This window comes from Rhodocytophaga aerolata (assembly GCF_030503435.1).
In the GTDB taxonomy this organism is placed as follows: Bacteria; Bacteroidota; Bacteroidia; order Cytophagales; family 172606-1; genus Rhodocytophaga; species Rhodocytophaga aerolata.
Genome location: NZ_JAUKPO010000002.1, coordinates 441,901 through 462,875 on the forward strand (window position 1 = coordinate 441,901; position 20,975 = coordinate 462,875).

18 protein-coding genes are annotated in these 20,975 nt (G+C 42.4%); 9 read left to right on the forward strand and 9 right to left on the reverse strand.

Annotation, left to right across the window (positions count from 1 at the left end):
- Nucleotides 1-212: 212 nt before the first annotated feature.
- The 5 genes from Q0590_RS06275 to Q0590_RS06295 all read right to left on the reverse strand — a co-directional run bounded on the left by Q0590_RS06275 (nt 213) and on the right by Q0590_RS06295 (nt 6,373).
- Entirely contained in the window at nt 213-1,109 is an 897-nt protein-coding gene (locus Q0590_RS06275; RefSeq protein WP_302036645.1) for a DUF58 domain-containing protein, read from the reverse strand.
- A gap of 16 nt (nt 1,110-1,125) precedes the next feature.
- Nucleotides 1,126-2,124 (reverse strand): AAA family ATPase, encoded by a 999-nt coding sequence (locus Q0590_RS06280; RefSeq protein ID WP_302036646.1) that lies wholly within the window; start codon nt 2,122-2,124, stop codon nt 1,126-1,128.
- Nucleotides 2,125-2,428: 304 nt separating this feature from the next.
- Entirely contained in the window at nt 2,429-3,055 is a 627-nt protein-coding gene (locus Q0590_RS06285) for a DUF4159 domain-containing protein (protein ID WP_302036647.1), read from the reverse strand.
- A gap of 248 nt (nt 3,056-3,303) precedes the next feature.
- The gene (locus Q0590_RS06290; protein ID WP_302036648.1) at nt 3,304-4,620 is read right to left on the reverse strand and encodes a TldD/PmbA family protein; all 1,317 of its coding nucleotides are present in this window, start codon (nt 4,618-4,620) and stop codon (nt 3,304-3,306) included.
- Between the two features lie 106 nt (nt 4,621-4,726).
- On the reverse strand, nt 4,727-6,373 hold the full coding sequence (locus tag Q0590_RS06295; RefSeq protein WP_302036649.1) for a TldD/PmbA family protein: 1,647 nt from the start codon (nt 6,371-6,373) through the stop codon (nt 4,727-4,729).
- 299 nt (nt 6,374-6,672) lie between these two features.
- On the opposite strand from Q0590_RS06295, the gene Q0590_RS06300 reads away from it, so the two are divergent.
- The 5 genes from Q0590_RS06300 to Q0590_RS06320 all read left to right on the forward strand — a co-directional run bounded on the left by Q0590_RS06300 (nt 6,673) and on the right by Q0590_RS06320 (nt 12,715).
- Nucleotides 6,673-7,026: a PadR family transcriptional regulator gene (locus tag Q0590_RS06300; protein WP_302036650.1), complete on the forward strand. Its 354-nt coding sequence runs from the start codon at nt 6,673-6,675 to the stop codon at nt 7,024-7,026.
- Nucleotides 7,023-8,366: a hypothetical protein gene (locus Q0590_RS06305; RefSeq protein WP_302036651.1), complete on the forward strand. Its 1,344-nt coding sequence runs from the start codon at nt 7,023-7,025 to the stop codon at nt 8,364-8,366. Before Q0590_RS06300 ends, Q0590_RS06305 begins: the two co-directional genes overlap by 4 nt.
- A 184-nt stretch (nt 8,367-8,550) precedes the next feature.
- Nucleotides 8,551-9,771 (forward strand): NADH-quinone oxidoreductase subunit D, encoded by a 1,221-nt coding sequence (locus Q0590_RS06310; RefSeq protein ID WP_302036652.1) that lies wholly within the window; start codon nt 8,551-8,553, stop codon nt 9,769-9,771.
- A gap of 220 nt (nt 9,772-9,991) precedes the next feature.
- The gene (locus Q0590_RS06315) at nt 9,992-11,272 is read left to right on the forward strand and encodes a sulfatase-like hydrolase/transferase (protein WP_302036653.1); all 1,281 of its coding nucleotides are present in this window, start codon (nt 9,992-9,994) and stop codon (nt 11,270-11,272) included.
- 234 nt (nt 11,273-11,506) lie between these two features.
- Nucleotides 11,507-12,715 carry a sensor histidine kinase gene (locus Q0590_RS06320; protein WP_302036654.1) on the forward strand — a complete coding sequence of 403 codons (1,209 nt, stop codon included), beginning with the start codon at nt 11,507-11,509 and terminating at the stop codon, nt 12,713-12,715.
- 2 nt (nt 12,716-12,717) lie between these two features.
- Here Q0590_RS06320 and Q0590_RS06325 read toward each other — a convergent pair whose 3' ends face one another.
- Complete coding sequence (locus Q0590_RS06325) at nt 12,718-13,122, reverse strand: response regulator (protein WP_302036655.1); 405 nt, start codon at nt 13,120-13,122, stop codon at nt 12,718-12,720.
- Nucleotides 13,123-13,615: 493 nt separating this feature from the next.
- Here Q0590_RS06325 and Q0590_RS06330 point away from each other — a divergent pair, with 493 nt between their 5' ends.
- Nucleotides 13,616-14,401: a peptidylprolyl isomerase gene (locus tag Q0590_RS06330; RefSeq protein WP_302036656.1), complete on the forward strand. Its 786-nt coding sequence runs from the start codon at nt 13,616-13,618 to the stop codon at nt 14,399-14,401.
- 52 nt (nt 14,402-14,453) lie between these two features.
- Here the strand turns inward: Q0590_RS06330 and Q0590_RS06335 are convergent, their stop codons facing one another.
- A complete protein-coding gene (locus tag Q0590_RS06335; RefSeq protein ID WP_302036657.1) occupies nt 14,454-14,720 on the reverse strand; it encodes a hypothetical protein in 267 nt (88 codons plus the stop codon).
- A 673-nt stretch (nt 14,721-15,393) separates the two neighbouring features.
- Between Q0590_RS06335 and Q0590_RS06340 the strand changes: the two genes are divergently transcribed.
- Nucleotides 15,394-17,910 carry an ATP-binding protein gene (locus tag Q0590_RS06340; RefSeq protein ID WP_302036658.1) on the forward strand — a complete coding sequence of 839 codons (2,517 nt, stop codon included), beginning with the start codon at nt 15,394-15,396 and terminating at the stop codon, nt 17,908-17,910.
- Between the two features lie 77 nt (nt 17,911-17,987).
- Here Q0590_RS06340 and Q0590_RS06345 read toward each other — a convergent pair whose 3' ends face one another.
- A complete protein-coding gene (locus Q0590_RS06345) occupies nt 17,988-18,368 on the reverse strand; it encodes a MotA/TolQ/ExbB proton channel family protein (protein ID WP_302036659.1) in 381 nt (126 codons plus the stop codon).
- A gap of 220 nt (nt 18,369-18,588) precedes the next feature.
- Here Q0590_RS06345 and Q0590_RS06350 point away from each other — a divergent pair, with 220 nt between their 5' ends.
- A complete protein-coding gene (locus Q0590_RS06350) occupies nt 18,589-19,665 on the forward strand; it encodes a sensor histidine kinase (RefSeq protein WP_302036660.1) in 1,077 nt (358 codons plus the stop codon).
- Nucleotides 19,662-20,369 carry a LytR/AlgR family response regulator transcription factor gene (locus Q0590_RS06355; RefSeq protein ID WP_302036661.1) on the forward strand — a complete coding sequence of 236 codons (708 nt, stop codon included), beginning with the start codon at nt 19,662-19,664 and terminating at the stop codon, nt 20,367-20,369. Before Q0590_RS06350 ends, Q0590_RS06355 begins: the two co-directional genes overlap by 4 nt.
- Nucleotides 20,370-20,486: 117 nt before the next feature.
- Here Q0590_RS06355 and yiaA read toward each other — a convergent pair whose 3' ends face one another.
- The gene (yiaA, locus tag Q0590_RS06360) at nt 20,487-20,885 is read right to left on the reverse strand and encodes an inner membrane protein YiaA (protein ID WP_302036662.1); all 399 of its coding nucleotides are present in this window, start codon (nt 20,883-20,885) and stop codon (nt 20,487-20,489) included.
- Between the last annotated feature and the right edge of the window lie 90 nt (nt 20,886-20,975).

The window sequence follows — 20,975 nt, forward strand, 5'->3', positions numbered from 1 at the left end:
AATTTGAAAATTATAGTCTTTTTCTTACTTATTGGTAAACTCAAACCTGTTAGGTTTTCAAAACCTAACAGGTTTCTGATTCTATTTACCACACCCCACTATTTTTTCGGGCCTACGCGCATGGAATGTTGTTTTTTAATATACTTCTATGTCTCTGATTTATATCCATTCTTCCTAGATGTATTGGACTAAAAGTACATCTGCTGATTAACTCACCCCTTCACCTGGTTTCTCAGAAACAACCGCAACTCATTCACTGGGGACTTAGGCATCTGACATAGATGATATTCCGCATGCCAGCCCAGTACCTGATTCCGGCACTGCTGAAGATAACTGGCAACGTTAGTCTGGTAGGCTTCCCTTATTTTTGCCGTGTCCGTTTCTATTTGCCTGCCTGTTTCAGCATCTTCAAAAATAGTAGTCTCTTTAAAATCCAGTTCCATCTCCTGCCGCCCCATCAGATGAAAAACTACCACCTGGTTTTTTGCAGGCAACAAGCTGCGGATAAAGCTCCCCAGTTCATTAGCCTGCTCATACAGATCTGTAATAAGGATAAATTTATTACGGAAACCTGCTTGCAGAGCGGGCAACGTAATAGTTGACGGCCACACACCTGCTACTTTCGCCTCATATAACAACTGCATCCGGGCTTGTTCGGCTCCTGGTTTTGGCGGCAGGTGTTCTACCTGTTTATCATTTACTAACACTATCCCATCTGTATCGCCTTGCTGACGGGCTATATACGTAATAGCTGCCCATAATATCTTGGCATATTGCCACTTACTGATATTACTTTCTTCATACTGCATACTGGCACTGGCATCCAGAATACCATACCAACGGGTACGGCTCTCTAATTCTGACTCCTTTACATACAGGCGATCGGTGCGGCCATATAGTTTCCAGTCAACCCGGCGAAGATCGTCACCCGGCATGTAAGACCGGTACTGGCTAAAGTCTGTGCCCTGGCCCAGCTGTTTTCCGGAATGTAAGCCTGATAGCGTTTCATGCGCCAGCTTGCGGGCCAGCCACTCCAGTCCTTTTAAGCTTTGCAATTCCTCTGGGTTAAACCATTGGGCAGGTGTCGTATACCTCTTCTTATCGGACATAGGGTAACTCACAACATTATCTGGCAACTTTACTTATAGTTATTTTCACTTTCGTGAGCAGGGTATTAATTACCTCGTCTGTTTGCACACCATCTGCTTCGGCTTTAAAATTGAGCAATATCCGGTGCCGTAGCACAGGTTTGGCCAGTACTTCTATATCTTCTGGCGTAACCGCATACCGTCCGGCCAGTAGCGCCCGGGCCTTAGCACAAACTACTAATGCTTGTCCGGCACGTGTACCTGCTCCCCACTGTACAAATTCTTTGATCTGCTCCGGACTTTCCGGCCCGGGCCTTGTAGCTCTTACCAGCCGATTAATCCATAGTAATATATCTTCATGAATACTTACTTCGCGTGTCCAGTGTTGCAAATCCAGTACTTCCTGCCGGCTAAGTACGGATTGCAGTTTTGCCTGATGGCTGCCCGTAGTCTGGCGGAGTACTTCCAGTTCATCGGCTGCTTCCGGATATTCCATGCGGATATACAGCAGAAAACGGTCGAGCTGCGCTTCAGGTAAAGGAAAGGTACCAGCTTGCTCCAGCGGATTCTGCGTAGCCAGAATAAAGTAGGGAGCTTCCATTTTATAGGTTTCTCCGGTATAGGTTACTGATTTTTCCTGCATCGCCTCCAGCAACGCCGACTGTGTTTTAGGAGGTGTCCGGTTAATTTCATCTGCCAGAATAATATTGGCAAATAAAGGTCCCTGAATAAACCTGAACTGCCGCTGCCCGGAAGGATCGTCTTGCAGAATAGCTGTACCTATGATATCGGATGGCATGAGGTCGGGGGTGAACTGGATGCGGCGGAATTTCAGATCCAAAGCCTCGGCTACCGAACGGATAAGTAACGTTTTTCCCAGGCCGGGAACACCTTCCAATAAGGCATGGCCTCCGGCTAGTAAGGCGATCAATAGTTGATCTACGGTTTCGTTCTGCCCTATTACGGCTTTGGCAATTTCCTGTTTCAGCAGTGTCAGCTTCTGCTGCAATTCTTGTATGGGATGTGTCGGGTTCAAAAGGGGATGATGAATTTGAAAATGGGAGAATTTGGAAATTTGAAAATGAGCTATGCTTTTTTATTAGTTCTTTATAAAGTGAATCAAGAAATGAAAGATACCCTAAATCCCCTAAGGGAACTTCTAATAAAGTCCCCATTAGGGAATTTAAGGGTTAATGTACATATTGCCTCTTTTCCAATTCCAACCCTTGTTTCACATTTTTAGTTGTTCTTATACTTATATCATTTTAAGATTAAGAGGAATTATTCTAAAAGGCATTTTTGATCTGGGTAACTCTATGGTCAGCATATCCACACATCAATCACCTCATTAACGCATGCAATACGATGTTTACGCCGAAGCGGGTGTTGTCTTTGGCTAACCATCGTTTGTTGCGGAAGTCGTAGTCCCACTCGCAGCCATAATCTTTGTTGCTGTACAAGACCCCAATTTTTCCATTAATCAGAATCGCCTTCAGGTAATCATGCACCAGGTCGTCGCCCCAGCCATTTAACTCGACACTGGTGGTAGGCGGACCGTCTTCAAACTCAAAGAAGGACGAATACAAGGCATGGTTATTAGGTATTTTTTTCAAGGTACCGGCCCCAAATAATTCCTCCATCTGGCTTTCAAATGACTTAGCAAACAGCCCATCAATATCATGGTTACAATCGTCTACAAATACAAATCCGCCTCTTTCCACATAGGCCTTAAAGTTTTCTTTTTCTGCTTTTGTAAACTCCACCAGCTTATGGCCGCTTAAATAACAGAAAGGCGAAGAAAATAAAGCTTTATCCGACAGAGGAATAATCTTTTCCTTGGTATCTACGGGTATAGTGGTGTATTCAATCAGCGAGTTGAGCAAATTAGAAGGCATCCGCTGGTCGGTATTCCAGTCGCCAGATGTGTATTGCAACCGTGTAAAGAAAAAGGCCTTGTTTAGCTCCATAGCTTGTGTTGTCAAGCAACCACTTATTTACCAAATAATTGTTAAAATTATTTTAAGCCAGGTAATCAAATTGTAGCGTATATAGATAGCTTTTGTCATCCAGGTCCGGACAGCCCTGCTTCTGTAGCACCACCCTATTATAATCCGCACAAACCTGCTCCTGGTACCTCAGCTAGTGTAAGGCGGCTTTGGCAGAAGCTGTTATCAACTTCTGCATGAAACTGCATTTATCTTAACTCTTCCTGGTATTACACGGCATCGGACAGGCTGGTGAAGGTGAAGTCCCGGATACGCATCGGGGGTATCAGGTTACCCTCTACCCGCTGAGGCTTGCCTAAGGCATCCAGGTTATTAAGCATAATCACCGGGCTCTCGTTGAAGCGGAAGTTTTTTACCGGATATTTAATTTGTCCGTTTTCAATATAGAAGGTTCCATCGCGGGTAAGGCCAGTATAAAGCAGTGTCTGCGGATCTACCGCACGGATATACCACAGCCGGGTAACTAATACGCCTCTTTCAGTGCCTTTAATCAAATCTTCCAGGCTTCCTGTTCCTCCCTGCATAATAATGTTGTTTGGCGGAGCCACGGCCTCAGCCCCCTTCTGGCTGGCCCAGAAACGGTCGTAATATAATTTTTGTACGACGCCATTTTTTATCCATTCGGTTCGGGTACGGGGTAGGCCTTCATTCGTCCAGGTAGAGCCAGGGAGATTTGGATCCATAGGATCGGTGTAAATAGTTACCCGTTCGTCTACAATTTTCTCATTCAGTTTATTCTTTCCGCCAGGTTTAGATAAAAAACTGCGGCCTTCATCGGCTGTCCGGGCATTAAAGTTCGACATCATATTGTCGATAAGGGTAACAGCAGCAGCAGGCTCTAAAATAACGGTATATTTCCCGGGTTCAATGGCTTTGGCTGCCCGTGAATTTACGGCCTTTTGAATAGCTATTTCAGAAGCTTCCGCTGCATTGAGTTTAGAGGCATCGTTGAAGTCGCGGGAGGCCCAGCCGGAACCTTGCCCATCGCTTGTACGCATAGTGACCGTAAAATCTACGTTGCTGTTTTTCTGATACGCAAACAGTTTTTTGGAATTCATCATAGAATCAAATCCAGACGAATGTTGTAAGAAACCAGCAGCGGTAACGTCTTTCTGGGTAGCTGGCACAATACTATTTTCCGCTACTTTCGCCCGGAATTCTGGGTTGATATTCGCTGTGCTGTCAAAAAAGGCGGCTGACTCTGCATATTGCTGTGGACCCAGAATACTGACAAATTCCGGATTTTCAGGAGCCAGTTTAGCTAACTCCTCTGCCCGACGTACTACTTTTTCCAGCGATGCATCATCGAATTCGTTGATGGAAGCGGTGCCGCTGCGTTTGCCGAAACTGGAAAGGATGGTTAGGTTCCGGTTGGTTTCTTCGCCACTGGTAGAAACCTCATTGCGGGCATACCGGATGTTGCCACCTTGCGTGCCGGTCAGGCTTACGGTACACTCGTCTGCTTTAGAAAAGCTCAGTACTTTTTCTAGTATCTGGCGGGCTTCTTCTTTAGTTAATATAGCCATGGTATGAATTTGCAAATTAGAAAATATGAAAATTTGTAAATGAGATGATCAGAAAGCGGAAATTACAAGTTCGTGCACTTGTCTGCTTTCTAGTCTCTGCCTTCTGCTAAATCTTACGGGCGGTGTTGATTACATTTACTCCGTCGAAGCGGGCCGTAGATGAGCCATGCGATACAGCACTGATCTGAGAAGGCTGCCCTTTGCCATCGAAGAACGAACCAAACATGCGGTAGTCGCTTTCGTCGCATATTTTAGAGCAGGAGTTCCAGAATTCCTGGGTGTTGGCCTGGTAGGCTACATCGTCGAGCATACCCACTATTTTGCCTCCTTTAATCTCATAGAATAATTGCCCTCCAAACTGGAAGTTGTACCGCTGCTGATCGATGGAGTAGGAACCCCGGCCGGCAATGTAAATACCCCGGTCTACGTCCTTAATCATATCATTCACATTGAGTTTTGCTTTACCGGGGGCGAGGGAGACATTTGGCATGCGCTGAAATTGTACGGAACTCCAGCTATCAGCATAGCAACAGCCATGCGATTCGGTTTCGCCAATGATTTTAGCCTGGTCGCGGATGGCCTGGTAGTTGACCAGCACTCCATCTTTTATAATATCCCAGCGTTTGGTTTTTACGCCTTCGTCGTCCCAGCCTACAGCCCCCAGGGAACCTGGCTGTGTTTTGTCGGCAAATATGGTTACTTGTTTGCTGCCATAGTTGAACTTTTTGGTTTGCCATTTATCCAACGTGGCAAAAGAAGTACCCGCATAATTGGCTTCGTAGCCCAGAACCCTGTCCAGTTCAGTCGGGTGACCTACCGATTCGTGTATGGTGAGGCCCAGGTGATTTGGTTCCAGTACCAGGGTGTATTTGCCAGGGTCAACGGATTTAGCTTTTAACTTAGCTTTTGCCTGTTTGGCAGCGGCTATGGCATCTTCTTTTATATCGTATGAATTTTTGTACAAAGCCAGTTCTGTGCCTTGCGGACCGGCAATTTTTCCGGCTCCATTGCCAGTGAGGTATTCATAACCCATACCCATGGGCGAACTTAAAGCATCGCGTGTTTTAAACTTGCCGGTAGCAGGATCTGTAGCCGTTACCGTAAAAGTTGGCCATACCCGGTGAATATCCTGGTCAATATAAGAGCCGTCGGTAGAGGCAAAGTATTTTTGTTCGTTTACAAAGAACAAAGCTGAATTGACAAATTGAGCCCCGTTCTGAATAGCCGCGGCATTGGCTGAAAGCAGCAAATCTACCTTTTCAGATACCGGCACTTCAAAGGCATTTCGCTCGATAGGTGTTTTCCAGCTTACTTCGCCATAACCTTTGGCAGGCACCAGTTGTACTGGTTCTTTCTGCAAACGGGAATTAGCTTTGGCGATGGCCAGGGCCTGGTTTGTAGCTTTGGCAATGCCTTCCGGGGTTACATCGTTTGTAGAGGCAAAGCCCCAGGTTCCGTTGGCAATTACCCGTATGCCGGCCCCAAAGGACTCAGCATTGACAATATTCTGCACCTGGCTTTCTCTGGTATAAATATACTGGTTCAGATAGCGACCTATGCGAATGTCGGCGTAGGTGGCTCCATTGCTCTTAGCAGCTTGCAGGGCCACATCGGCTAGCTGTTTTTTCTGAGCTACTTCCATGCCGGTTGCCAGGAGTTGCAGCGGATCTACTGACTGGCCAAATAGCGGAACAGGCATGGTCAATGCCCCCAGACCGAGCCCGGTGAGTTGTATAAAATCTCTTCGTTTCACTAGTGTAGGTTTAGTTAGTTAATAAAATAATCACTTGCTGCATTGCAGTAGCGATATATTTCGTAAGGTAATCTCAAAATAAGCCAAATTTTCTATTTTTTCCTATACATCTAATGTAAAACTGCTTCTCCAGGCAAAGATTCGAGCATCTGTTGTGTTTAGTAATCAGGCTAACAGAAGCCGAATAATTGACTATAAAATGAGTTTATCCTTTTTCTTACAAAAATTTTCTTATGCCTATCATTGCTATATATATTAATCTTATATATATTTATCATATATATTAAGTATTAGCACATATGCACTCACCAGAACTACTAAAAGGCATGCTGAAGACTATTATCTTAAAGTTATTGTCGGAGCATAAGCGGATGTATGGCTATGAAATAATTCAGGCTATTAAGGAAATATCGGATGGAAAAATAGACATGGCCGTTGCGGCTATTTATCCAGTGCTGCATAAGTTGAGAGACGAAGGATCTCTTACCATTGAGAAGGTAGCTATGGGAGAACGGGTGCGGATTTACTATTCGCTGACTCCGGATGGCAGTTCTGCGGCTAAAGAGAAAATAGAGGAACTAACGGACTTCTTAGGCACCATTAGCAAACTGATGGACTTTAAACCTGGCTTACAATCGTTGTTTCTGGTATGATCTATCTGAACAAAGAACAAACCGATATTATCCGAAGGGAGGTTCAGCGGCAAGGCATAAAACTTCCCGGTCTGGAAGAAGATCTGGTAGATTTTCTTTGCACAGCCGTGGAAAACGAATTATTACATGAGCCGGATTTTAATAAGGCATTCCAACAAGTATTAAACACCCTAACTCCTAACGAACTTAAAATGACACAGGAACGGACCCAAGAGTTACTAAATAACAAGTTAAGTTCTCTTCAGATTGTTGCTTACACGGCCCTTGCCCTGCTTGGCTTTGGCTTTGTACTGACTATGTTTGCCATGCCATTTGCTACGCCTATCATTTTAGGAGCCACTGCTCTGCTGGTAGTTCTTTACTTTTACTCCAACATCCGCTGGTATTTTACTTTCGACAATAAAAGCTGGAAGCAGAAGCTGGTATTTTCAGCCGGGCTGTTTGTAGTATTCTTACTGCTGCTAGGATTTATATTCAAACTCAATCACTTTAAAGGAGCTGATCTCATGATGGTTAGCTCACTGGGTATCCTCATCTTTTTGCCTGTTTTCTTTAGTATCTACTTTTTTATCAAGCAGGGTAACACCCAAATCAAATTTATCCTGCCTATTATTCAGCGGCACAGAACAAGTCTGGAACTTATTCTAATCTTTATGCTGGTACTGGGATTTATAGCCAGATTCCTATTAATTAACAGCCTGGGAAATATGCTGATTATTATCTCTTTATTCTGTTTAAGCATCTTATTTACTTCCTACACCTGGCCGTACTATAAGCCAGATAACAAAAAAAGTTTACAGGTTCTGCTGCTTTTTATGAGTATTGCCTGTTATGTTTCATTGCTGGTAGCGGCTTTGTTTAAGATTATGCATTGGCCTTTGCCGCTAGGCCGCTGGAGTGATGTTTATTGTTTGCTGCTGGCACTCCTGACTTTTGTCTGGTATAGCCGCCAGTTAATTATTCACAAAACGGTCCGGTATTTTTTGTTGTTTATTTGTACGTGTCTACTTAGCGGCTATGCCCTGCTTTTATTTCTTGGTATGTCGCAACATCAGGCAGTAGCCGGAATCATTTACAATATCCCGGTTCTGATTTTACTAACAGCCATACTATTGTTTTTCTACAAGCATACGTTATTCAAGGCTCTAGCGGTGTTTTTATTTGGGTATTATGTTCTGGCCTATCCTTACCTGCTGATGCCTAATAAATCCGTTATTGAAAAAGTGTATCAGTATAACCCGGAATTTGTGGAATTATATAACCAGACATACGAGAATCCCGGAAATACTGCTCAATGGAAACAGTTACTGGAATACCCACATAAAGCCAGGAATTTCTAACTTTGCGGGTATTGGTCAAGGGGTATTTGTTAGTAGCCATTGGGGAGTAGCCTAAATTTTCGAAGGAAGTTTAAAAGCTCAACGCCCAGACCTGTTAGGTTTTGAAAACCTAACAGGTCTTACCGATACTTGCTTTATTCAAAAAACTGCTGACCAATAACCAGTAATAACTGACCCAAATCTTATGGCAATAAAACCTATCCAGTACGAATATAAGCCAGAGAATTTCCGCCTTTCCGAGCCTAATAAATACCGTCCGGAAGACTTGAAGCGGGAAGAGATGATTCTGAGCCTGGGGCCTCAGCATCCCTCTACCCATGGCGTACTCCGGATAGAGGTAATTACCGATGGTGAACTGGTAGTAGATGTAGTACCACACCTGGGCTATTTACACCGCTGCTTTGAGAAACATGCTGAATCTATGCCCTATAATCAGGTAATTCCCTATGTAGACCGCATGGATTACCTGGCGTCTATGAACAATGAGCATGCCTATGTTATGGGCGTAGAGCGGATGCTGGGCATCGATAAAGACATTCCAAAACGGGTAGAATATATACGGGTGCTGGTAGCTGAACTCAACCGGCTGGCTTCTCATTTTGTTGCCATTGGTACCTATGCCATGGATATAGGTGCCTATACGCCTTTTCTGTGGATGATGCGAGACCGGGAGCATATTCAGCGTTTGCTGGAATGGACCTGTGGCGCCCGTATGCTCTACAACTACATCTGGGTTGGCGGCTTGTTTTACGACTTGCCGGTAGGGTTTGAAGAACGCTGCGGAGATTTTATCCGCTACCTGAAACCTAAGCTGCTGGAGTTACAGAGATTAGTTATTGAGAACAAAATTTTTATTCAGCGGACAGCCAATGTAGGTGTACTTCCCTTGCCATTAGCCATTAATTATGGCTGCTCTGGCCCGGTGCTCAGAGGCTCCGGCCTGCGCCTGGATTTACGTAGAGTGGATGGCTACTCGGTCTATCCCGAATTAGCATTTGAAATTCCGATAGGAACCGGAGCAATGGGAGCTTTAGGAGATTGCTGGGACCGGAATTATGTGCGGGCAATGGAATGTTATGAATCCGTAAAAATAATTGAACAATGCTTGCAACGCCTGCAGACGGACTTAAAACGTACCCGCGACTTTGATCCGCAAGCCATGGTTCCCAAGAAAATACGTCCGAAAGCTATGGACTTCTACATCCGTGCCGAAAACCCGAAAGGTGAACTGGGCTATTACTTCCGGGCCGATGGCAGAAGCGATATTCCTTTCCGCTGCAAAGCCCGTTCCTGCTGCTTTCATAATTTATCGGTACTGCCAGAAATAAGCCACGGTGCCATGATTGCCGACCTGGTAGCTATAATTGGTTCTCTGGATTTAGTAATGGGAGAGGTGGACCGGTAGACTTCCTGGTATTTCCAAAAAAAGCTTCCAAAGCTGTTATTCTTCAATACTTTTACTCTTTTTTTGATAATTAATTCCTTTTTTGGCATTTACTATAGGAAATATAGTACTTTGGTCTAAAGTATTGTATTTAATAGTGAGAAGTGTTCTGTTTTTGATCTGGTTTCTGTGCCTGCATTTTGTTGCTTTGCCGCTGCATGCTCAAACAAAAAATTCTGCTGTGCAAAAGCCGAATATTGTTTTTATTCTGGCAGATGATTTGGGATGGGCGGACCTATCTGGCTATGGAGCAAAAGATTTACATACTCCGCATATCGATGCATTATTACAAGCAGGTATGAAGTTTCAAAACTTCTATGCCAACTCTCCGGTGTGTTCTCCTACCCGGGCTTCTATTCTTACTGGCCGGTATCTAGATTTAGTAGGTGTACCAGGTGTTATCCGAACCAATCCGGAAGATAGCTGGGGGTATTTGTCTACCAAAACACGCCTGCTTCCTCTAATACTAAAACAAAATGGGTACCATACAGCCATTATCGGCAAATGGCATTTAGGTCTGGAATTACCCAATACGCCTACTTCCCGTGGGTTCGACTATTTCCATGGCTTCTTAGGAGATATGATGGACGACTACACGACCCACTTGCGGGATGGGAAAAATTTTATGCGGCTAAATGATAAAACTATCCAGCCTGAAGGCCATGCTACTGATTTATTTACCCAGTGGGCCGTTAGCTATCTGGCTAGCCAGAAAGGGAATACACAACCATTTTTCTTATATCTGGCGTATAATGCACCACATGTACCTGTGCAACCACCAGCAGCATGGCTGGCAAAAGTACAGGCACGTGAAAAAAGTATCTCAGAAAAACGTGCAAAATTAGTGGCCTTAATTGAACATATGGACGCAGGAATTGGCCAGATTATTGAGGCCCTGAAGGCCAACGGACAATATGAACATACATTACTTGTATTCACCAGCGACAATGGTGGCGAATTAGTTGCAGGTGCTGACTGTGGCCCATGGCGGGGTAACAAACAAGATTTGTATGAGGGTGGCATCCGGGTACCCATGTGTGCAGTATGGCCTGGTAAAATTGCTGCCCAATCGCAGACAGCGCATGTAGCTCTCACTATGGATCTGTTTCCGACAGTTTGTGAGGCAGCAGGCGTAAATGTACCAGAACCGGTAGATGGCCTATCGTTATTGCCACTATTAACTGGCCGGAAACACTCAGTTGTAGCACGCGATTTGTTCTGGATGCGGCGGGAAGGAACCCTGCATTACAACGGGCAAGACTACTATGCTGTGCGCAGAGGCAACTGGAAGCTAGTGCAGAATCATCCGTTCCGTCCACTGGAGTTATACAATTTGGCTGAAGATCCGTTAGAGAAACAAGATCTGGCAAGTAGGGAACGAAGCGTGTACGAAGAACTGTCCAAAGCTTTGCGCAGCCATATTATACAATCAGGAAAAGTACCCTGGCAAAAACCAGAATAGCAGCAAATGGGTCATTTGTTTTGTTATTCCCTTTAATACAATATTTTTGCCTCTTTACAAGAAATACAAGACATGATAAGCATTCAGATAACTGTAACTTCAATGATGTAAAATTTTAATACTCTTTTGCCTGGCAACAGCAGAAGTAAATGTGATGCTAGAGGTACCTATTATAACCGGTACATTTAGTTAAAATAATTAGTACAAACCACATTTTTCAACCTAGTAGGTACATTGAAGCATACAATTAAATTGTTTGAAAACTCTCCGGCAGGAGTAGCTTTTATAAGTCTGGATGGGAAATTCAAAGAAGTCAACACGGCTTTATGCCGGATGCTGAACTATACCAAGGCAGAACTTTTACAGCTGAGCGTTAATGATATTACGCATCCGGAAGATGTTGGCCGTGAGCTTGAACTCATGAAGGAACTTACCCCTCAGTCAGCTTTCCAGTATATCACCGAAAAACGGTATCTCAAAAAAGATGGCAGCCTGCTTCCGGTACAACTTCATGCAAGCATTGTAATGGATGCTGAGCTTCATGAAAGTTTTATTCTGGGTGTAATCACCGACCTTACGCATCATAAAACGATTGAAGAACGGTACCACTTGTTAATCCGGCAACTGGAAGATAATAACCGGGATTTGGTAGTACAGGAAGAAGAACTCCGGGCTACCAACGAAGAACTAACAGCGAACCAGGAAGATTTATTGGAAACCAATGCCCGCCTGGAGAAAACCAGCAGTGAGCTTAGTGAACGGAATTTCGAGCTGGACCAGTTTGTATACAAAGTATCTCATGATCTTCGTTCGCCCCTGGTAACCATTCTTGGATTGGTCAATCTGGCTAAACTGGAAGAAGACCTGCCAATCATTAAAAACTACATAGACCTGATTGAAAACCGGGTATCCAAATTGGATGCGTTTCTGAAGTCTATGCTGAACTATCTGAAAATAAACCGCAGCGAAATTTCTTTCGAAAAGATCAATTTTGAAGAAATTATTCAGGAGGTATTAACCGACTTGGAGTTTATGACAGACTTTAAGCGGATAAAGAAACAATGGGTATTGCATGGAGAATGCGACTTCTATAGTGATCCGTTACGCATCCGGGTAATCTTCCAGAATATCATTTCTAATGCCATAAAATACCAGAATCTCTACGAGCCCAGCAGCTATTTGTACATAATCATCCGGCTAGATGAAAAGCAAGCCCAGATTACCTTCACAGATAATGGAATAGGCATGAGCAAAGAGCATCTGAAAAATATATTCCAGATATTTTACCGGGCCTCTTCCAAGTCTGATGGTTCGGGGTTGGGCATGTATATTGTTAAACAGGCGGTTGAGAAATTAAAGGGCACCATTAGTATAGAAAGTCCTAGCAACAAAGGTATGTCTACCAAAGTTGTGCTTCCGAATCTGACGCCACAAGCCCGTTAGTTTTACTCCGGCAGCAACTTTCCATACAAGCTGGTAAACTTATCTATGGTTAGCGGTTTGCTAAGAAACCCGGCTATTGGGTATTTGTATGCCCTGTCAATATCGCGGTTATCGGTAGAGGTAGTAAGCACCACAATCTTTAAAGGGTGCCTCAATGAGAAACTATCTATTTTTTCCAGAAACTCAAAGCCATCCATAATCGGCATATTCAAATCTAACAGAATTAAATCTATCCCCTGTCCGGCTGTACCTGCCAGACAATGCTGTTTAATAAATTCTACTGCTTCCTGCCCATTAGTAGCCAGATAAATTTCATCTGCCAGGCCAGTGTTTCGGATTATTTCTTCTGTAATAATATTGTTAATAAAATCATCGTCTACAACCAGGATTTTATATTTCTTTTCCATAAAGCTAAATTGATGAAGAGGTACTTTTACGTAAACTGGTTAATGATACAACTGGTTATGAGCTAAGAAAACACAGAAACCGGCTGCTTAATAGAGCCGGTATCAGATAATTTAAATAGGGTACGGCAAAATCTGTTAGCTTCAATAGCAGCTAATGTCAGAAAAAATAATGAATTTTAACGTGTCAGCGTGAAAAACTATTCAAGCATGACCGGTATTTTAGATTTATTAGTTGTTTTCTGTTCAGCTATACCCCAGCAAACTCATCTGGTATTACCAAAATATACCAATAATACGGGGCTTGCCAAAATTCTTCGCTTGCAAAGCTGCCTGTTTTATCTATCAGGTAGCTGGATGCCGTATAATTAATTTCAAATGCATGGACTTAATATACTCTTCCGGCTTTTTTCTCATTACATGAAAGCAGCAAAGAGTGCTAGGGTAATACACCATACAACCCATATTCTTTTGACCATTTTGTATATTTGTAAATATGAATAACCCAAGTAAACTTATTAACTGCCTGTTGCTGCTTACTGTTTTGTGGGTAGCTGGTTGCGGCAATTCCTCTAACGACCGTTTTCAGAAAGCATATAATCAAGCCCTGGAGAAACAAAACAAAGATAAGGCTCCGGACAAAAAAGAAGAGACTCCGAGCATTGGCCTGAATATCAACACGCAGAATGCCAAAGAAGTACTAACCAAGTATGGCCAGGAAAATCCGGAGAAGCTGGTACAAATCAGCACCAGGTTGGGCAACATCAAAATACGGTTATATGATGATACTCCACTGCACCGGGCAAATTTCATCATGCTTACTAAAAAGAAATTTTACGATGAAGCAGAGTTCAGCCGGGTTGTAAAAGATTTTATGATTCAGGGTGGAGATTCAGATAAACGAAAGATGCGCATTCCCAGGTATCTGATTCCAATGGAGCTTCATCCTGAGCATTTTCATAAACGAGGGGCCGTCGCTATGGCTAAGAACGACAATGAAGCTGGTTCTTCTTCTCATTATTTTTATATTGTACAAGGTGTAAAACTAACAGACCCGCAGCTGGATGCTATAGAAAAAGAATTTAAGCTAACCCTTAGTCCTGCCCAGCGGGCTGCCTACAAAACCGTGGGAGGCGTACCTCAGTTAGACGGAAAGTATACAGTTTTTGGGGAAGTGGTAGAAGGGTTATCGGTGGTAAGCAAAATAGCCGCTTTAAAAACAGATAAAGAAGAGTGGCCCTTAGACAAAGTAGCCATCAAGGCTACTGTAATAAACCAATAAAAGAGTGAGCCTGACTACTAGTAGCCAGGCTCACTCTTTTATTGGTTTACAGTTAGTTGTCTTTTTTGGTACCGGGACCTGTTTCTGTTACATGCTCAGGCATACTCCCATTCATGGTGCCATCATTTCCGTCGTTATCTGAATTTACCTCGTTGTTGGTTAAAGAATCTGCTCTGCCTGCCTCCTCAAACCGCTCAGAAGGAATTGCATCGGTGGTTTTTTCCCGTTTCTTTTCTGTAGAATCACATGAATAAAATGCTGACAATACAATTACTGCTGCTAGTAATCCTGTTTTTATTTTTCTTATAATCATTTCCATAGCTTTTAAATATTGATTTTCCGACATTTTTCTGTAAATGCCTTGCAAGGTTTCTACGGAAAATGGCCATAACTGTTTTCTTAAGCTACCTAACTTTCCTTCTGGACGCCGGATTTTTACAACTTTCTACTATTCTTTAGGTTACTTTTCATTTTGTACAAAATCTTTTCTATAGGGCTTATAACCGTTTTTCTACCAATCTAAGTTGCCAGTACCAGTTTCCTGTGATTTTGGGTGGTATCATACACTATTGGCTATACAGCAAGGGGTGTACCCATCCCCCGGGCATCCATATACTATCATCTATTTTATATAAATTTAATATAACAAGCCTGATACAAGGGAAAATAGGCAATGGGGCATGCGGGCAACTTCCGGAATATGTCTTGAGTAAGATGGAATAACAAAATCAGGAAGCAGCTCAGGCACTATGGAAGGAGAATAGCCGGTAAGCACTAAAAATACCAAGCAAACCGTGTGATAGGCACCGCTTTACCCGTATCCTGTAAACAATACAGGCGTGAAGCGGTAAAGGCAAAGACGGCAAGGGAATATGTTAAAGAAATGTTTTCCTACGCATGTAATGAAACAGTAAAAAATGATCCGGCAGACAGCTATTATGTAGCTGTAAGCAACTACAAGAAATAACTTTAACATTTCAAACCTGATCTCCATGGTGGAACGCATACTTCATAAGAATTATGACTTATTGCAGGTAATACACAAAGCACAGTCTGCCTTTATCGACAGAAGTGAATCGTTGAGTACTATCCTGCAAATACTCCTGAAGAGTGTGATGGAGATTACAGAAAGTGAATACGGCTATATCGGAAAGCTTGTTGATTCTCATATACCTGGAGCAGAAGGAAATATAGTAAAATCTATAGCAGTAGCTACCAGTGGAAGTGTTGGTATACATCCTTCAAAACGGCAACACTCTCAACAGGTTAACCTCACTGCTTTGCTGGAGAAAGCAGCCAAAAGCAAACAGGCAATTGTACTGGAAGATATTTCTAAGAATGAACACCAGCCCTTTGCTTTTGTAGGTATTCCTGTTTTTTATAAACACCAAGTAATAGCTGTACTTGGGCTGGCTGGTTGCCGCATCGGATATCCGGATAATATTGTTACATTTTTAAGCCCTCTGGCAGATGCCTGTGCGGCAATGATCCAGGCATCGTCTAGCCTATCTGTGGTTTTACCGGTAAATGAACACATTGTCGATAGAACAACTATTACCGGAAAGGTAGTAGATGCATTTCCCTGGGCTTGGTACATCGCAGACATGCATACGGATACCATCTTATATGCCAATCATGCTTTTTGTAAGTTATGGAACCTGGAACATCTGGAATTTAGCCTCCGAACCGGTGAATTGACCCACCACAGTGAGGTAAAGCCTTACCTGCTCCGGATGATGGCTGACAGAGAAAGTAAGCTCAACCTTGATGGCTTTGATCTGCCGTCGATCCCTGGCCACAATGAAACAGAAGTACGCTTAACCAACAACAAAGTACTACGGGTACTCACTTCGCAGCTGGAAAATGCGGCTCATCAGGTAGTGTATGTGTTTGAGGATATTACGGCCCGCACCAAACAGGGAGAAGCCTTGATACAAGCCAAAGTAGAGGCTGAAGAAACCGCTGCGGCCAAACAATCTTTCTTGTCGGCTATGAGCCATGAGATACGCACCCCCATGAATGCTGTGCTGGGTATGACGCATTTACTTTTGCAGGAAAATCCCCGGCCCGAACAAATTGAAAACTTACAAACCCTGAAGTTCTCATCTGAAAATTTATTAGTGTTAATTAATGATATACTCGATTTAAGTAAAATAGAAGCTGGAAAAATGATTTTTGAAGAGACAGACTTTGATCTGAAGGAACTGGTATACAACTTAAAAAACTCCCTTCAACATAAAGCAGAAGAGAAAAATATAAAAATAAACATCCGGCTGGATAAAACGCTGCCTGAGTTGCTGGTAGGCGACCCTGTCCGGTTGGCCCAGGTATTGAATAACCTCATAAGCAATGCTGTAAAGTTTACAGAAAAAGGCTCTGTAACTATAGATGTGATGCTGGAAAGCGATGAAGGACAAACCCTTAAAATCAACTTTGCCGTCATTGATACAGGAATAGGCATAGCAAAGGACAAACTGGAATATATCTTTGAGAGCTTCACGCAGGAAACAACTGATATTACCCGCCGGTTTGGAGGCACCGGCCTTGGACTAGCCATTACCAAACGTTTGCTGGAATTGCAAAACAGCCAGATCTATGTAGAAAGCAGCCATGGAAAAGGTTCTGTATTTTATTTTACTCTGGCTTTCAAGAGAAGCCTAAAAGAAAGAATTACCCCTACCAGTCAGGTAATAGATTATTCAGACATTGATTTAAGCCATGTACGCTTGCTACTGGTAGAAGACAATGAAATTAATCAGCTGGTTGCCACTAAATTTCTGAAGCAACTAAACATTAAGCCGGATTATGCCAACAACGGACTTATAGCCATTAACAAAGTACAAGAAAAAGAATATGACCTGATTTTAATGGATTTGCAAATGCCGGAAATGGGAGGCTATGAAGCAACCAAAGCCATTCGCGACCTGGGCGGCAGATACAAACATATTCCGATTATTGCTGTTACGGCGGCAGTTATACTAGATACACGAAACCGGGCTTTAGCGGCAGGCATTACTGACTTTGCAGCCAAACCTATAAACCCGAATGAATTATTTCAAAAGATTTTACAATACGTTTCACAAAACAAAACCAATATTCACTTGCAACAAGATACTCCGCTGCCTATGTCTCCTAAAGCAGAGCCGTTTACCTCATACCGCACGTTGTATAGCAGCCTGATAGAAGTATGCGCTGGCGATCCGGCAGCCCAGCACCAGATTATTACCTTGGCCATCCAATCGTTTTCGCAGTTTAAAACTAATTATCAGAAAGCGCTGCTAACCAAAGATAGCTCCTTACTGGATTCTGCCGCTCATTATATGAAAACCTTGTTTCATATGTTAAAAGAAGAAGAGCTGATCATGGAAGTACAAAACGGCAAAAAATTAACCACCAATATGCATAGTAATCCCATACACCTGACACAGTCGGTTAACCGCATCAATCAGATTTGCGACCGGATAGTGTTTAATCTCCGGCAAATGTCAGCTGAAAAAATAAGTGCATAGTTTTACAATTTCAATTAAACTAAAAAAGGCTGCTCACTGAGGCAGCCTCTTTTTTTGACCTAAAAATATTAAAAGTTTTAGTTTTGCTCCTGTACAGCATTTTTTACTTTGAATTTTAGAAACAGATACGCTAGTAGGGAAATAATAAAAATACTGAGTGCATACAGCAAGGCTATGAGTAATGCCTGCAAACCTCCCATCAACACTTCAAGTGGAGGCACTTCTTTAAGGGTTTGTAAGCTTTTAAACATTGCCGATAAGCCATACACGGTAGCCAAAGCTCCCCAGGCCAAAGCAAGCATACCTGCGTGTTTTATTGTTTCCAGCCACTTTATAGCTACATATTTACCTGTAACGATACAATAACTCACATAGGCAATTGAGCCAATTAAAAAAAGGAGCATTAACGTTAGTGGAAACATCCATTCCATTCCTCCTTCTACATGTAATCTAAACATACGTATAAGTGTTTTATTTAAGCAAGCATACGAAGAATGATGGCGTCAATCTATTATTTATGACTACCGGATACAGAAGAGAAAGATATACCTTTTTTTGTGAGGGATATGGCGAAAGGGTGTATTTTTCGGTAGAAAAGGAATGGTAACTTATTTCTTTCTTTACCTTTCTGGCGAGGTACTTCTTTTTTTCATAAATATGTATGGGTAGCAAGCATTTATGGAGTCTATTGAACGTTTACATTGGGTTCCTTTTTTCCGCAGGCGATGGCTGCTGCATACTATCTTTTGGGTATGTATACTTGCCGTATATGTCATTTTCTTTGGTCGTGCCAGTAGCAATTACCTGCAAACTTTTGTGTTTGTAACCTTATTGATGCCTATTACTGTTGGGACTACTTATTTTCTTACCTACTTTCTGGTCCCGCGGTATTTTATGCGGGAAAAGTACAAGTTATTTGCTCTATATTTTCTCTATACCATTATTGGTTCTCTGTTCCTGGAAATGGTGGTGGCCAGTATTACTTTTGTAGTGATAGCTCAGTTGCAGTTGAGTAATATGAATCCGGCATCGGTGGATATTTTTTTCCTGCTTGCATCTTTGTTGATGGTAGTCTTTTTTGGCTTAGTTCTTAAACTACTACGGCAATGGCGGCAATCCAGGGAGGCATACCAACAGCTGATGCATGAAAAACTGGAGGCAGAACTTAGATTTTTGAAAACCCAGCTCAACCCTCATTTCCTGTTCAATACCCTAAATAATCTATATTACCTGGCCAGTGAAAAGTCAGATAAGGCTCCCCAGGCAATTTTAGCTTTAAGCGAAATCCTCGATTATGTATTGCAGGAAGGAAAAGCCATATCTGTTCCTTTGGAAAAAGAGCTAAAGCAGGTGGAAAATTATATAGCTTTGGAATTACTCCGCTATGACGACCGGGTGCACGTAGAAACAACAATAGAAGGGTGCAAAACCGACAAAAACATAGGTCCCATGCTTCTTATTACCTTATTAGAAAATAGTTTTAAACATGGAGTAATGCAGGTAGCCGGTAAGTCGTGGATACACCTGCTTGTAGAAGGAAGGAATAACCATATTTATATCCATGTCGGCAATAGTTGTAAAGATACTAATGCAGGTAAGGGAATAGGCCTGGAAAATCTACGCAGCCAGCTTCAGCATTTGTATACCAATACCTATTCATTTTCTATCGATAGCAGCTTACCTAATCAGTTCTGGGTTCATCTGATACTACCAGATAAAGTAGAAGCTACTCCACTGCTAACCTCCAAGCTATGAAATATAAATACCTAATTATAGATGATGAACCTCTAGCCCGGAAACTTGTATTTTCCCATACTTCTAAAATAGAAGGCTTAGAGCTAGCAGCCGAATGTAGAGATGCCATTGAAGCAAGCAATTTTCTCAGAAGCAAGTCAGTTGACCTGCTTTTCCTAAATATTCAGCTACCAGAGATAGATGGACTAAAATTAATAGGCACCTTGAAGAATCCACCTTCTGTTATTATTACTACTGCCTACCGCGATTTTGCTCCAGAAGCCTTTGATCTGGATGTAATAGATTACTTGCTGAAGCCTATTGCCTTCGAGCGAATGGTAAAGGCAGTAAATAAATTTTTTGACCGCAAAACAGCATCAACCTCCATTGCCGTAAATACAGAAGGCCAAAAACACTTTATTTATATAAAAGCAGACCGGAAGATGCACAAACTGTATGTAGAGGATATTCTTTACATCGAAAGCCTGGACGATTATGTGAAAATACACTTACATAACCAGGTACTTACTACTAGGGAGAACATCAGCCAGCTCGAACAAAAACTTGCATCAGAGGCATTTATCCGGATACATCGGTCGTTTCTGGTATCAGCAAAGGCAGTAACTTGTATTAGCCAGGAAGGGGTAGAAATCCGGAATAAATGGCTTCCTTTTGGCAGGGCTTTTAAACATAGTGCTATGGCTAGTTTACAATTTAAAAGCTAGATATTTTAAATAAGGAAAGAAGATACGTTGCCTATTGAAAAAGAACACTGGCTCCAAAAAGTATATGATCTTTGAAACCAGTGTACTGCATTTATACTTTTGTTTTTTACACTACTATTAGGCGTTAATTTCTTCTTTCTTATTGTCGCGGGTATTTTTTTGAACAGCTATGGCAGCAAACAAACTTAAGGTAAAAGCCATGCCATAAAAGCCTTTTTCACTAGCCGTTAAGGTGGCGTTCCATAGGCCTACTACTAATAATAAAATAGCTAACACTGTAGAAAACCAGCTTAAGCCATAATAAATAGTAGTCACTGGTACGCCTTCCAGCTGATCTCTTACCGATTTCTGGAGTGAGATGGCTGAAAATAAGCCATACATGAGTACCACAAAATAATATCCCTTTTCATTTAATAGCATTTCGGCATTCCAAAGACCTACATTAAACGTAATTACTCCGGCAATTAAGGCTACCCACGAAGCAGCAACAAAAGCATTGGATGGTTTTTGATTCATTGTTTTAGTGTTGAAAGTTATAGTTGTTATATAGTTTATTTACTAATTTGTTGGCCTCCTCTGGCCTTTATGAAAAATAGGTATTGCAAG